We start from the raw sequence: 12,503 nt of genomic DNA on the forward strand, positions 1-12,503 counted from the left end.
CTCTGGGGACCGCCCGATGACGGCCAAGGTTGGTTGAAAGACGAGTCAAAGCAAAAGAAGGGTTTCTCGGCGGCGCCCTGTTCACTGCCCAATGGGCAGGTCTGCTACGGTAAAGACGCGGCTCACGGCCGTAGGTGACCCTCGACTTGCAGAAGAGGACTTCCACTCTTCCAACCATTTTCTACAGTGTATTAGAGAATGCAGATATTGCCCTTTAGGGAATCGCCGTGATCGACCGCTGTGCTTGCCAGCGATGGAAGCCGTCCGCGACGATGAATTCCTGGCGAGCGCGCCGTGCCTCCCTAAAGGGCAATAGGCAGCGACCGAAGCGCCGTGTCATATAAAGCTCGCAGGCTAGTTCAAGCGATGGGCAGGACCATGAGCGCGGTGGACAAACACGATGCCGGATCGGAAGGCCTCGCCTGGGTGCCGGGGCGAACCTTCGTCATGGGATCGGATAAGCACTATCCTGAGGAAGCTCCTGCGCACCCCGTCAAAGTGGACGGCTTCTGGATCGATACCATGCCTGTGACCAACCGCCAATTCGCCGCCTTCGTCAAAGAAACCGGTCATATCACCGTTGCTGAAAAGACCCCGGAGGCTGCCGACTATCCCGGAGCACGTCCTGAAATGTTGCGGGCCGGATCTCTCGTGTTCAAGCAACCAAAGACAGTCGTCGGGCCTGATATCACACAATGGTGGTCGTTCAAGTTCGGCGCCAACTGGCGCCATCCCTATGGCGGACGCAGCGATATACGCGGAAAGCTCGATCATCCAGTCGTTCATGTCGCCTATAGAGACGCCAAGGCATATGCCGACTGGGTGGGAATGGAGCTCCCAACCGAGGCAGAGTGGGAGCTCGCCGCCCGCGGCGGTCTCGATGAGAACGAGTTCGCCTGGGGAGACGAATTGACACCTGACGGAAAAATCATGGCCAACATCTGGCAGGGAGCTTTCCCCACGGTGAACACTAAGCCTGTAGGTGCGGACAGAACATCGCCTGTCGGGACGTTCCCGCCGAACGGGTATGGCATCTATGACATGATCGGCAATGTATGGGAGTGGACAACCGACTATTGGTCGGTTCGCCATCCAGAGCCTGCGGCGAAGCCGTGCTGCATTCCCGCAAACCCTCATGGTGGTGAGCGGGAGGCTAGCTTCGATACGCGTCAACCGGAAATCCGGATCCCGAGGCGGGTGCTGAAAGGCGGATCACATCTTTGTGCGCCGACCTACTGCCGACGCTACCGTCCCGCCGCCCGTCATGCGGAACCGGAGGATACGTCCACGAGTCACGTTGGTTTCAGATGCGTTAGGCGGGCCAAAACGTGACAAAGAAATCAGTACCTGCACGCCAAATATTCTCAGAACCGGCTGCGCCTCGGTCCGGGCGGCGCTCGGTCCTTCGTTCCATTAATCACTCGGCTTTGGAAGAACCGCACCAACGAAGAACCCTTTTCTAATGGCGCCCGATAGTGAATGGCTATCACCGACAACAGATTGGCAGCGAAGCGCAAGAATGCCGTCGCGCCAGTCCCTACGCCTTCAAGGCAATTACGATGACAAGTCGAGGGTATAGCTTTGGGAATGGGACTGTTTCGGATTCTGGTGCGGCTGTTTGCCGGAAGGGGCGGCCCCCAGTCGAACGGTAGCACGACGGAACCACTGCAACCGTTATTCCCTCGGGCGCAGATAGCGCCGCGCACCGCGATCAACCTGCCCCAGCCGCTCCCGATGGAAACTATCCTGCGAGGCCGGTGCTGGGTCATCACACGTCCGGCGAACACATTTGGGCTTGGTCGAGACGTAGAAGCTTAAAGGTCGCGCTTTAACTCATCGGCCGAGACGCGCTCGATCATTTCCGCATCGCATTGCTCATCGATGAGAAACTGGCGGATTCCACCGTCCCACGCGCGTATGTCGGCAAGGAGATCTTGGAGCTCGTCCACGCCATTTTCGGTCAGGCCCTTTGTGCCGTATTCGCTGCCGTCGCGGACACAAAGCAATTCGCCCTCGCTGATATTGTCCGAGTTGGCGGTCACCTCTTCGATCAACTCGAGGTTCTCGCCGATCATCTCAGCGACCTCTTTGAGGGTATAGATGATCCTTGAGCGTGCCATCACGCAGCCTCGTATCGGTCTTTTGCCGGAGTCCAATGCCACGGGAGCAGTTCCTCAAGTCGATCCTTCGGATGGTTCTGAACCCTGGTCAGGACGTCTGTCAGATAAGCCTCTGGATTGTGGCCATGGAGTTTGGTTGTTTCGATGAACCCCGGACATTGGCCGACCACCTACCCAACAACCGACGACGGTGCGTGCCACCCACTCCGCAAGCCCGAGCCATACGTTGGCAGTGACGAGCGCGACGGCGGCACCCTGATGGTCGTGGCCAGAAATTCGCCATGCAGCGGGTAGTCGCACAGCCAATGTGCGCCAAGCAGCATCAGCGCTAGCATCAGGATATTTTCGATTTATCGGAATTCAACCGGTGGAGAAGTCGAACAACGCTGAATCGGTCCATTAAGCCTATGAGTAACGGCGATTCGGACGATTACCCCTTGATGGAATCGCCTGTTTCAAAATTCATGGTAATGCAACCGCAGAAGGAGAGCTTAATGGCTCAGGTTACTTACCCCTGTTACTGGCAGACAAAAGACAACAGCGGACAGTGGTACTGGATCTACTACGCGAAAAACGGTGAAGAGATTTCCCGAAGCAGCGAGAGCTACATCAATAGGAACGACTGCACGCACAGCATTACGCTCATGAAGAACTCAAGCGCGGACCAAATCTGGTACACCGAATAGTCCGGCATTATGGAGCAGTTGCCACAAGCCGGATTAAAGGCTCATGGCCCCTTGGGGTGGGATAGGCAAATTTAAGATGATGGTTCTCGGCCGACGTGCGTTGGCCGACTAAGCAGGGTCGATCATGCTGACCACTCTGGCGACAATTTCGTCGATTGTGGAGGCGTCCAGCGTGTCGACATGTTTGGCAGTCTTTTGCTTCACTCGTTCTAGGATGTCGAGTGCTCTTACCTGATTGCAGAGAGCCACACCGGTCGTTTTGTGGCCTGAGATATTGACGGCAAGACCGGCTTTGCGGGTGAACGCACCGCCCGTCGTAATGGGAACTGTAAGGCACATGCCGACCAGATTGATTTCACGAGGGGTGATCACGACACAGCGATGATCATCCCTCATTTCATTGCCTACAACGGGATTAAGATCGACGAGAAAGACGTCGCCACGCTTTGGAATGTTGCTTCGAACCATCAGAACACTTCGTTACCAACGGGCGTGCTAACGTTCCAGGAGGCCGCTTCTTTATTGAGCGCAGCCATTTCATCTGCTCCTTCGAGCAGCTCAGCCAGCGTATATCTTTTCTTTCCCTGCTTGGGGGTCGCCACAAGAGACCCATTACTGACAACCAAGGTCAACTCTGTGCCGACTTCGACACCGAGCATCTTCAAAAGCGCGGGAGGAATGCTAAATACGGTCGCGCCGCCCTGACGGCGAATCTTTGCTGTATTACTCATCTGATGAACTCCAATTTGTGCTACTTAAATAGCACATTCTTTGAATGAAGCAAGGTGCCCTCGCAAGCTTCATGGATATTTTTAACTCCCGGCTTCGCTTGGACTGTCACGCGTCACAGCAATTCGAATCGACTCCGGATGATATCCCTGGTATCGGTCCTCTCATGTTCAGATCGATACGAATAGAGCGCTGATCTTCTGCCTCCCTCCTTACGATGGAGCTGTCCGCCTATGTCCCGCGTATCGACCGGAAACCTGAACATGCTCCAGAAGCGAATTCCCATCCTGAGGCCGAACTCCTACGACCCCTTCTCCGCAGGAGACCGGAGGTTCGAAATACGACCGTTGCGCCTGGCCTGATCCAGGGGAAGGCTTCGGACAGCATCCGCTCCTGCGCCCGGATGGCCGTGACCTCGATCCCGAAAAAGTCTGGTCGCTCACCGAAGACGATGCCTATGGCCTGTTCGTAGACTTCCGCTGGGCCGACAACGGCGGCCAGCCTTACTGTCCGCGCTGCGGCTGCCTGGAACCGTACAGTGTTCGCCGCCATCGGTTCCGATGCTCGGAGCCAAAATGTCGCGCCGAGTTCTCGGTGACGTCCGGAACGGTGTTCGCCAACCGCAAGCTCTCATTCAAGAAGATCATCATGGCGATCTGGGAGGAGATCACAGCCGCCAAGGGCATGGCGGCGCTCCATCTGAGCCGCAAACTCAACGTCCAGTACAAGACCGCATACGTCCTGCTGCAGAAGCTCCGCGAGGCCGTCGGCCTCCGACGCGATACGATCAAACTCCAGGGCGTCGTGCAGATCGACGGCAAGTACGTCGGCGGCGTCCTCCGCAAGGCGAACAAGAAGGAAGAACGCAAGGACGGCCGCAAGAAAGAAAACCAGAACGGCAAGCGCATGTGCGTCCTGGCGCTGAGGGAGTCCAACCGACATGCGCCGAACAGGACACTGACGCGGGTGATTTTGGACGAGAACGGCAAGGACGCCTGGGCGGCCGTTGCTAAGCATGTCGATCCGAAGGCTCTCCTGATCGCCGACGAGCACAAGGCGTACGATGATCTCGTCGGCCTTGTCCAGTTGACCCGAGTGAACCACAGCCTGCAGTACCAAGAAGATGACGGTACGAACTCGAACGTGATCGAGAGCTTCTTCAGCCGCGTCGAGAAGGCCTACAAGGGCATCAACCACCGCTTCTCGACGAAGTACCTCGATTGGTACATGGCGATGCTGTCGTGGAAGGAGGACACGCGCTACATCGGCCTGTGCTGGCAGTTCGCCGATCTTCTTCGAACGATCACCTTCAGGCCGACGTCGCGAAACCTCTGCGGGTACTGGCAGTGCGCGGCCCAGAACATCGTCGATCAGGTTTGGCTGCAGGGCGAGCCGCCGGACTAGCGGCTGATTTCCCAGAGGTGACGGCGACCGTCTGCGGTGCCTGCCTGTCTAACCAGTCCCTGCTTCACCAGTCCGTTCAGCGTTGCTGAGAACCTGCTGGTGAGGGCGGACTCCAGTCGTGCCGCTTCGCTTCCGAGATCGGCCTCGTTCGCGAACCGCTCGGCGATCTCTGCCGTCGTCGTCGGGCGCTCCGCGCGGCGCAGGATGTCGAGCACGATATGGCGGTTGTTCCTGCCCTTGAGGAGTTCGGTGACGCGACCGCTCGCCGTTTCTCGGGATGAGGCGCGTGCCTTCGAAGGCGGCGCAGCCAGTGCGAAACTGGGGTCGTAAACCCTGATCACCGTCTCGAATGCGGATTTCTGAGCTTCGAGGACGACGATCTCGCGCCGCAGCTCTTCCATCTTGCGGTCGATCTCGGCCAGCTTCGCTTTCAATTCGTCTACGACTTCCACCATACGCAACACTCCCGAGGCACCCTCAGGAGATAGCATCAGCCTTCATCGGAATCTTGTGGCACTTGCTCCATAATGCCGGAATAGTCGCAGGGGCGGATGCTCACTCGTGCGCCCTCAAGATCATCTTCACGCTCTATGCAACTTATCCTTGACCAATATATAAAATTCGATTTTGCTAAAGTATGCCAACACACCGCTCATTTCCGCCACCGCAATATCGGGCCAAGAAGCAGCCCCAGCCGCTCTTCACCATGAAGATGTTCTACATGGCGATCATTGTGGGTGGACTGGCTGGCTACGTCGGCACGGACCTACTAACGCCCTCAATGCCGCTTAAGGCGTTCTCGAACGCATGCAACATCAAAGGCAACGTCAGTATCGACACAGGCGAGCGCATCTACCACGTCCCAGGTCAGGAGCACTACTCCGAGACCGTGATCTCACGAAGCTATGGCGAGCGATGGTTCTGCAGTGAGGCCGAAGCTCGAGCTGCGGGCTGGCGAAAAGCGCGGCGATGAATTGTTGCCGGTTCCTAACGAAGCAGAGCCGGCATGCCACTCTCATTTATTCCCGAGGCTGGAAGCTTGACCGCCCGAAGGCTACCTCATTGATGCCGCTAATCAGGCGGCCTATCCCGCACGGGATTTCGTCAATTGGCCTGGCGGCCGCGGGCGATATGGCATTACCTCGGATCTTAAAAGTCGCATGAGCCCCCGCCTTTGGCCTGGAAGCCGTCTGCGCAGGCAGGGTTCAAAGGCTCTGTCAACGACCGGGCTCCTGGCCCACCGGTGGTACATGACGAACTGATTGCTGCGATCAAGAGAAAAGCGAAAGCTGCGATTGGCTTTTGCAAGCGGATCATGGGAACTCTCCAAATTGAGCATTCCGGGTTCGAACCTGCTGAAACAGCTAAGCGGCAGTAAACATCCCATGCCCCAGCAGGCCGTGTTGTTCAAGCGACGCGCAGAAAGGTCATGGGACAACCATGACATGATGAACCTGTGCTCGCCTGTTGGAAAGAGGAGAGGCGAGAATGCACGTTTTTGATTGTACGACGACCCCGCCGGAGCGGGTACAAGCTCACTTAGATCCTCAGCCTCTATCCTGGTAGGCGTTGGCGGTGCTGTCGAAAGCACGACGGGCGGCTTCCGCCAGCGTTGCGCAGCAATGCGTTCACGTCATTGGACGAGACGACGCGAACCAGGCGCCGGAACATCATGGAAGCGATGTAGCAGGAGCCTTTGAGCGAGAAAGACGATCGGCCATTTGCTGATATCCCTTTTCCCAACTTGACCGTTGGCCATATCGAGGTTCTTCGCGACCGGAAGAAGGAAGCGCCTTTTGCGGCCGATGAACGCTTGAAGGTTCTTCGCCAGATATTCGAGACGAAGAAGGATGGAAAGCCGATAACGCCGAACATCGCGCGGCTGGTCGATCCATTCAAAGTTCACACCGACGGCCATGAAACCGCGAGGCCGGAAGACATCGAGCGTTTCATCGAGCATCACGGCCTCAATTCCAAGGCAGTCCGACCGACGCCCTGATGACCAACGCGGCAGCGATCTTGGTGCTTTCTGCCGTCATCCCAGCTTCTGGCCGCCTGAGCGATAAAATCGGACGCAAGAAGGTTTTCACGCTTGGAGCCCTCTGGATTCTCGTAGCCGCCTACCCCGCTGTCATGCTGGCTTCGACGGGTAATCTCGCGAATGCATTCATTGGTCAGCTGCTGCTGGCTATCGGTATTGGGATCTACAACGGAGCGGCCTTTCCAGCGGCAGCCGAGTTTTTCCCGACGTCGTACCGTGCGACCGGCCATGCGATCACCTACCAGCTGGCTGTGGCCATCTTCGGCGGCACCACGCCATTGATCGCCATCTGGTTGGTCAGCAGCACTGGCTCGGCGCTTGCACCCGGTTTGTACGTGACCGCAATCGCACTCGTCGGGTTAGTGCTGGTGCAGTTCGTTCCTGAGACCAAGGGCATTCGCCTCCGCACTGCGGCTGCATCCGACGACGAAGCGTCGGGTCTCGTGCCGGTAACCTCGGGATGACGGTCTAAGGGCGTCTAAGGTGACGCCGCGGCAATTCTCTTGCGGGCGACGATGGCGTCGTCCGCAGGACCTTCCACCAGCTGAGTGGAAGGTTTGCGTCTATGACCCGCCGTTCCGAAATGGCGGGACGGGAGATGCGGACAGACTGGCTCCGCTCAAGCTTCAAAACTAGCAATTCGAGCGGCGCATTGCTCGCCTCGGGACGACTCCCTTGCGGTGAGCCGCAACGCGATCGGTTCACCCTTCTCATCTTCGATTGATGAAATTCTCTCATTATAACAAGCGAAACTCTGGGTCTAATCCGAGCGACGGACGTCCATTACATCTCCTCCCGTCAAACCAAACTGGAGATCGAGATGAGCACACCAAACGAAACCGTCAATCACGACGAGCTGGACGAAGGTCGCCGTACCTTGCTGAAGATGACCGGTGTTGGAGTCGCGGCGCTCGGCGTTGCATCGGTCGCTGGTGCACCGGTGTTTGCCCAGGAGAACACCGAGTGGGACAAGGTCTTCCCCAAGAGCGACAAGGTTGACCACGAGAAAGTTAGCTTCAAGAACCGCTACGGCATCACCTTGTCGGCTGATCTCTATCTCCCCAAGAACCGTCCCGACGGGCAACTCGCCGCAATCGTAGTAAGCGGACCCTTCGGAGCCGTTAAGGAACAGTCCTCGGGCCTCTACGCACAGACGATGGCGGAACGCGGTTTCGCGACGCTTGCTTTCGACCCCTCTTATACCGGCGAAAGTGGCGGTGAGCCGCGGAATGTTGCCTCCCCTGACATCAACACCGAAGACTTCAGCGCGGCAGTGGACTTCATCGGTCTTCGCCCCGAAGTCGATCGCGAGCGGATCGGCGTAATCGGCGTCTGCGGTTGGGGTGGTATGGCATTGAATGCTGTCGCCGTGGACAAGCGCGTCAAGGCCGTGGTGGCGAGCACCATGTACGATATGACCCGCGTGATGTCCAAGGGCTACAACGACAGCGTGACGCTGGAACAGCGCACCAAGGCGCTGGAGCAGCTTAGCCAGCAGCGTTGGGCAGATGCCGAGAAAGGCGCACCGGCTTACCAGCCGCCCTATAACGTGCTGAAGGGCGGCGAAGCCCAGTTCCTGCTCGACTACCACGACTACTACAGCACACCGCGCGGCTACCATAAGCGTGCCGTTAACTCGGGCAACGCCTGGACGCAGACCACGCCGCTGTCTTTCATGAACATGCCGATCTTGACCTATATCGCGGAGATTTCCCCGCGCCCGGTCCTGTTCATTCATGGTGAGAAGGCACACTCTCGCTACTTCAGCGAAACCGCCTTCGCTGCGGCGGCCGAGCCCAAGGAACTGATGATTATCCCGGGAGCCAACCACACCGACCTCTACGATAAGGTAGACGTGATCCCGTTTGACAAGCTCCAGCAGTTCTTCGACCAGCATCTCAGCGTCTGACAGCTGGCCAACATGATCAAGCTACCGGGTGGCCGTCACTGCTCTCACCCGGTAGGTTGGCAGAAGTCCAGGGTCGTGAAATGGCATGTCAGTGACTGTCCGAGACAAGTGAGTAGGTCGCGTTCAGACCGGCCACGATGCGCCCATCGAGATGACTATAATTTGCCGGCCCGGTATCTACGCCAGTGAACGCTTCGTGTCACGAGCGATCTTTGCCAACATAGGCAGGGCCATGCGGGTAATCGCCAAACTGATCACCGGTTATGTCGATGACGCAATCACCCTGCTCAAGCCATACATGGGTTTCCTCGCCACGCTTGCCCGACATCCGTCGGAACCTGCCATGACCCCTCTCCCTATGAAACCTTGCTAGCACCAATGACGCGTCGTCGCAGGCTCCTCGCGGAAAGTACTGAAAGCTAACTATGAGCTGAGAACGGTCGGACCGCACGATCAATCTCGAAAGCGCTCGCAATCAGCAATCAGATCATTCATTGAAACCTCCTTCCGGCAGATTCGCATTGATCCTTACAGCGCCAGCTTCCTAAGCTGCGTGAAAGCGTACCTCGATATGGGATCGGTTTTGTAGCGTACGAAGGTTTTTCAGAACATTTCGGATCCCTGAAAATCTGTACGCGGTCAGCGTCCTTCTAAGTGCCTGACACCAACAACGGTACCGGCAGGCTGTTCGACGCACTATCGAGGATATCGAAGCCATATCGTCCGTCAGCATCGACAGATACGGAATAACTCAGTCGATCGACTACGTTGTTGTCCTTATCGAAGGTGAGCACCTTTGGCTTCAACGACGTAAGCTCGGACTCCCCGAGATAGACGGAGTTGCAGATGATAATTTGATCGCCAGCCTGGCACGTGCGGGCGGCAGCTCCATTTAGAACGCAACACTTCGACCCACGCTCGCCAAGAATGACATACGTCGAAATGCGCGCGCCCGAATTCTTATTCCAAATCTCTACGAACTCCATTGGGAGGATACCCGCTTCCTCGCAGTGATCCGGGTCCAGAGTGATCGAACCGTGATAGTTGAGATTAGCCTCGGTTACGCAGATGCCATGAAGCTTTCCAGCGACCAGTTTTCGCATGTTCCCCTCCGCGGCGAGATCGTCGCCTACGAAAAAAGAACCTCGGTTTTCTCCGAGGCTCAGGTGTGGCTAAGAGCCCCTAATGGAAGGAGCATGCATCGTGTAGCTGATAGATGGAGTCGCCAACAGGCCGAAATCTGTCGTTCTAGTACGGATTTCATACAACAGGCAGAGGGCAGCCGGCGCGCGGCGCGATCTTGGCACCGTATTAGGAACAATCACATCGCCCGACGCATTAATGGGTTAGTCGGGCGTAAGCGTAATCGGAGCGCGGCGCTCTCCCCATCCCTCGGGTATCCGAGGTTGCTTCCAGCCTTCGAGCTGTGACGCGGGGTTCGAATCCCTGCCCCGACAACCAAATTCGATATAATCGAACAAAGCCCGGCGATTTCTCGTCGGGCTTTGGTCCCTGAAAGTCGCGACGATCTGCAGTCAATCGTGTAAACGGCGGCATTGTCCTGGCGCTCGCGCAAGCCTTTGTACGAGGCGTGTCGCAGCTTTCCATCGTGTGTCCAGGCGCGGTGCTCGCGTCTGCCATGCCTGCAGATCTAAGAAGCGTAGAACTTCACTGTCACGCCGCGTTGCCGAAAATAGGCTTGCAGTAGCTTTCTGCCCGAACGGTTGTTCTGCACGAGCCTAGCGGGGTCGAATGTAACCTCTTTCAAGCCAGCCCGCGTCAGCGCCGCCTTGAGAGTCGCGATATGAACGTCAATATCGGCATTGTCTGCGTGAAGCGATTCATAAATGCGGTTCCTTGCATCTTCTACGGTCGGTTCGCTCACCACTACACTCCGCTATTGTTTGTCGGCCACTGCTTTTCTGAATCGGACCATATCCGAGCGAAGATTGCCCAAGTCAACAGGCAACGATGCAATGGTTGGATCGAGCTGATCGAGAGTGGTTGCACCCCCTGGAACAAGGATTTCTCAAACGGGTTTTCCTAGCAGTGACTCGGTCTGTTCGAGGTGAGCTGACCGGGTTTCCGATAGAGGCACCCTCATGGTCGAGGACAGAAATATCATCCGAAAGCGCAAATGGCTTGCCACAGTGCGGGGTATTGTTACGCACAGCGTCGGCGGGCCTGAAGTAGAGCATGCTCCATGTGACATGCTGCTTGGCAACGCCATTCTTCGTGTCGCCAGGTTGGATCCGGCTGTTTGCAGTACTGCGGCTGCGACAGTCATACTGGACGGCATTGAGCTTGATTGCGAAGATTGCAGGCGGCTCGCCCTGAAATACGGAGACCGTCTCGAAGTTCGCGAGTAACGACATCCTATTGCCCGATCCGTCCCAATTGATCAATGGAAGTTCCGGCTCTTCACCTTGAGCGTATCGATGTGCAGGTCTGGCAGAGAGGATCGAGAACTTTTCGATCTGGCCAGTGCTGCGATATGAAAGCGGCTGAAGAGCCTGATAACGGTCGCGCAGCTCAGGAGTGAGGAGTGCCAGCAGCGAGGTCTCCAGGTCGTCATAGGCTTTATCAAGCTGTCCTTGTTTGTCGACGTCCTCCGCCGTGCTTAGCACGGCGATCCTGGCGGCGAACTTCTCCAGCTTGGTGCTATCATCGTCGTCGTCGTGCAGCTCGACGAGCAGCGCGTCAATATCGGCGCGTCCCAACAAGCCGGCCATCGAGCCGTCCGCCCTTTGCGAACCGGCGCGCAGCGGCTTGCACGTCCGCTTCTTCGTGAAGAACGCGACGGATGATGGCGTCCGGAAGCATGTCCCAAAGCCCGTCGCTGCAGAGAAGCAGCTTTTCGCCATCTGCAAGCGGCTCTTGAGCGCTTACGTGGGGAAATATTCGGCTCGGCGTCAGACCACCGCCTAGCGCCTGCGTTATCTGGTGACTGCGCCATCCCTCGCCGAAATATTCTGGGACGTCATCGACGGTGGCTTGGATAAGCTTCCCGTGACCACCACGGTAGGCCCGGCTATCCCCAACGTTGAAGACAACGAGCGATAATCGGCCAACTTCCACCCCCACCAAAGTAGTACCCATTCCCGTCAACTCTGGACGGCGCGCCATCAACTTGAATATCTCGTTGTTGGCACGGAGAATGCGATCACCCCAGTAAGCGTCGTCAAAGCGGTCCATATCGGCTTTGAGGCACTCGACGGCGTAGCTACTCGCGACGTCACCGCGCGCATGGCCACCCATGCCGTCCGCAATCATGAACACTGGTCTTCCTTTGTCGGAGACTGCCCCGGCACGTGATGCGCTATCACCCTTCAGGATCGTATCAGTGACGAGCACGGCATCCTCGTTCTGTTCACGAACCAAGCCCCTATGCGTCACCGCAGCGTATCGGATTGTCGGACCCGGTCGGACTGTCATCGCAGGACCTCCCTTTTGCCCATGATCCTCGGCGAAGCGTGTTGTCGGCAAACGGCGTCTCAAGATCAGTTGAAATATACGGACCGTTGCTCGAAATGGTACGTCAAACGCTCAACACTTAAAACAGCGCTGTTTGACGACGCTCTGACGCTCGTACAGCGCAGTCTAGACTCCTCCGG

At 57.2% G+C, this 12,503-nt stretch carries 15 protein-coding genes and 3 pseudogenes; 9 read left to right on the plus strand and 9 right to left on the minus strand.

Annotation, left to right across the window (positions count from 1 at the left end; all coding sequences use genetic code 11):
- The first annotated feature begins 378 nt into the window (after positions 1–378).
- Positions 379–1,332 carry a formylglycine-generating enzyme family protein gene (locus NBG89_RS25850; protein WP_431323166.1) on the plus strand — a complete coding sequence of 318 codons (954 nt, stop codon included), beginning with the start codon at positions 379–381 and terminating at the stop codon, positions 1,330–1,332.
- A 482-nt stretch (positions 1,333–1,814) separates the two neighbouring features.
- Here NBG89_RS25850 and NBG89_RS25855 read toward each other — a convergent pair whose 3' ends face one another.
- Positions 1,815–2,120 carry a hypothetical protein gene (locus NBG89_RS25855; RefSeq protein ID WP_431323167.1) on the minus strand — a complete coding sequence of 102 codons (306 nt, stop codon included), beginning with the start codon at positions 2,118–2,120 and terminating at the stop codon, positions 1,815–1,817.
- Positions 2,120–2,266: pseudogene (locus NBG89_RS25860) on the minus strand (transposase domain-containing protein); the annotation flags it as partial. The pseudogene NBG89_RS25860 and the gene NBG89_RS25855, both read right to left, overlap by 1 nt.
- A 348-nt stretch (positions 2,267–2,614) precedes the next feature.
- On the opposite strand from NBG89_RS25860, the gene NBG89_RS25865 reads away from it, so the two are divergent.
- Positions 2,615–2,806 (plus strand): DUF1508 domain-containing protein, encoded by a 192-nt coding sequence (locus tag NBG89_RS25865; RefSeq protein ID WP_431323168.1) that lies wholly within the window; start codon positions 2,615–2,617, stop codon positions 2,804–2,806.
- 108 nt (positions 2,807–2,914) lie between these two features.
- Here NBG89_RS25865 and NBG89_RS25870 read toward each other — a convergent pair whose 3' ends face one another.
- Together NBG89_RS25870 and NBG89_RS25875 are read right to left on the minus strand one after the other, a co-directional pair.
- Positions 2,915–3,274 carry a type II toxin-antitoxin system PemK/MazF family toxin gene (locus NBG89_RS25870; RefSeq protein ID WP_138387133.1) on the minus strand — a complete coding sequence of 120 codons (360 nt, stop codon included), beginning with the start codon at positions 3,272–3,274 and terminating at the stop codon, positions 2,915–2,917.
- Positions 3,274–3,537: an AbrB/MazE/SpoVT family DNA-binding domain-containing protein gene (locus tag NBG89_RS25875; protein WP_431323169.1), complete on the minus strand. Its 264-nt coding sequence runs from the start codon at positions 3,535–3,537 to the stop codon at positions 3,274–3,276. The genes NBG89_RS25870 and NBG89_RS25875 overlap by 1 nt, the downstream gene beginning before the upstream one ends.
- A gap of 460 nt (positions 3,538–3,997) precedes the next feature.
- On the opposite strand from NBG89_RS25875, the pseudogene NBG89_RS25880 reads away from it, so the two are divergent.
- Positions 3,998–4,060 (plus strand): annotated as a pseudogene (locus NBG89_RS25880) (hypothetical protein); the annotation flags it as partial.
- Between the two features lie 69 nt (positions 4,061–4,129).
- The gene (locus tag NBG89_RS25885; protein WP_431323170.1) at positions 4,130–4,939 is read left to right on the plus strand and encodes an IS1595 family transposase; all 810 of its coding nucleotides are present in this window, start codon (positions 4,130–4,132) and stop codon (positions 4,937–4,939) included.
- Here NBG89_RS25885 and NBG89_RS25890 read toward each other — a convergent pair.
- On the minus strand, positions 4,936–5,394 hold the full coding sequence (locus NBG89_RS25890; RefSeq protein WP_431323171.1) for a hypothetical protein: 459 nt from the start codon (positions 5,392–5,394) through the stop codon (positions 4,936–4,938). The genes NBG89_RS25885 and NBG89_RS25890 overlap by 4 nt on opposite strands.
- Positions 5,395–5,576: 182 nt before the next feature.
- Here NBG89_RS25890 and NBG89_RS25895 point away from each other — a divergent pair, with 182 nt between their 5' ends.
- The 4 genes from NBG89_RS25895 (at position 5,577) to NBG89_RS25910 (ending at position 8,889) form a co-directional block, all read left to right on the plus strand.
- A complete protein-coding gene (locus tag NBG89_RS25895) occupies positions 5,577–5,912 on the plus strand; it encodes a hypothetical protein (protein WP_431323172.1) in 336 nt (111 codons plus the stop codon).
- A gap of 723 nt (positions 5,913–6,635) precedes the next feature.
- Positions 6,636–6,938, plus strand: a complete 303-nt coding sequence (locus tag NBG89_RS25900; RefSeq protein ID WP_431323173.1) for a hypothetical protein — start codon at positions 6,636–6,638, stop codon at positions 6,936–6,938.
- Positions 6,938–7,444 (plus strand): MFS transporter, encoded by a 507-nt coding sequence (locus NBG89_RS25905; RefSeq protein WP_431323174.1) that lies wholly within the window; start codon positions 6,938–6,940, stop codon positions 7,442–7,444. Before NBG89_RS25900 ends, NBG89_RS25905 begins: the two co-directional genes overlap by 1 nt.
- A gap of 356 nt (positions 7,445–7,800) precedes the next feature.
- The gene (locus tag NBG89_RS25910; RefSeq protein WP_431323175.1) at positions 7,801–8,889 is read left to right on the plus strand and encodes an alpha/beta hydrolase; all 1,089 of its coding nucleotides are present in this window, start codon (positions 7,801–7,803) and stop codon (positions 8,887–8,889) included.
- Between the two features lie 650 nt (positions 8,890–9,539).
- On the opposite strand, the gene panD is transcribed toward NBG89_RS25910, so the two are convergent.
- The 3 genes and pseudogenes from panD to NBG89_RS25925 form a co-directional block, all read right to left on the minus strand.
- The gene (gene panD, locus NBG89_RS25915) at positions 9,540–9,992 is read right to left on the minus strand and encodes an aspartate 1-decarboxylase (protein WP_431323176.1); all 453 of its coding nucleotides are present in this window, start codon (positions 9,990–9,992) and stop codon (positions 9,540–9,542) included.
- A gap of 431 nt (positions 9,993–10,423) precedes the next feature.
- A pseudogene (locus NBG89_RS25920) lies at positions 10,424–10,519 on the minus strand (non-homologous end-joining DNA ligase); the annotation flags it as partial.
- A gap of 21 nt (positions 10,520–10,540) precedes the next feature.
- Positions 10,541–10,777 carry a hypothetical protein gene (locus tag NBG89_RS25925; protein WP_431323177.1) on the minus strand — a complete coding sequence of 79 codons (237 nt, stop codon included), beginning with the start codon at positions 10,775–10,777 and terminating at the stop codon, positions 10,541–10,543.
- Between the two features lie 214 nt (positions 10,778–10,991).
- Here NBG89_RS25925 and NBG89_RS25930 point away from each other — a divergent pair, with 214 nt between their 5' ends.
- Positions 10,992–11,258: a hypothetical protein gene (locus NBG89_RS25930; protein WP_431323178.1), complete on the plus strand. Its 267-nt coding sequence runs from the start codon at positions 10,992–10,994 to the stop codon at positions 11,256–11,258.
- A gap of 331 nt (positions 11,259–11,589) precedes the next feature.
- Here NBG89_RS25930 and NBG89_RS25935 read toward each other — a convergent pair whose 3' ends face one another.
- Positions 11,590–12,324, minus strand: a complete 735-nt coding sequence (locus NBG89_RS25935; RefSeq protein ID WP_431323179.1) for a PP2C family protein-serine/threonine phosphatase — start codon at positions 12,322–12,324, stop codon at positions 11,590–11,592.
- Between the last annotated feature and the right edge of the window lie 179 nt (positions 12,325–12,503).

The organism is Rhizobium sp. YTU87027 (assembly GCF_050644135.1).
In the GTDB taxonomy this organism is placed as follows: domain Bacteria; phylum Pseudomonadota; class Alphaproteobacteria; order Rhizobiales; family Rhizobiaceae; genus Rhizobium.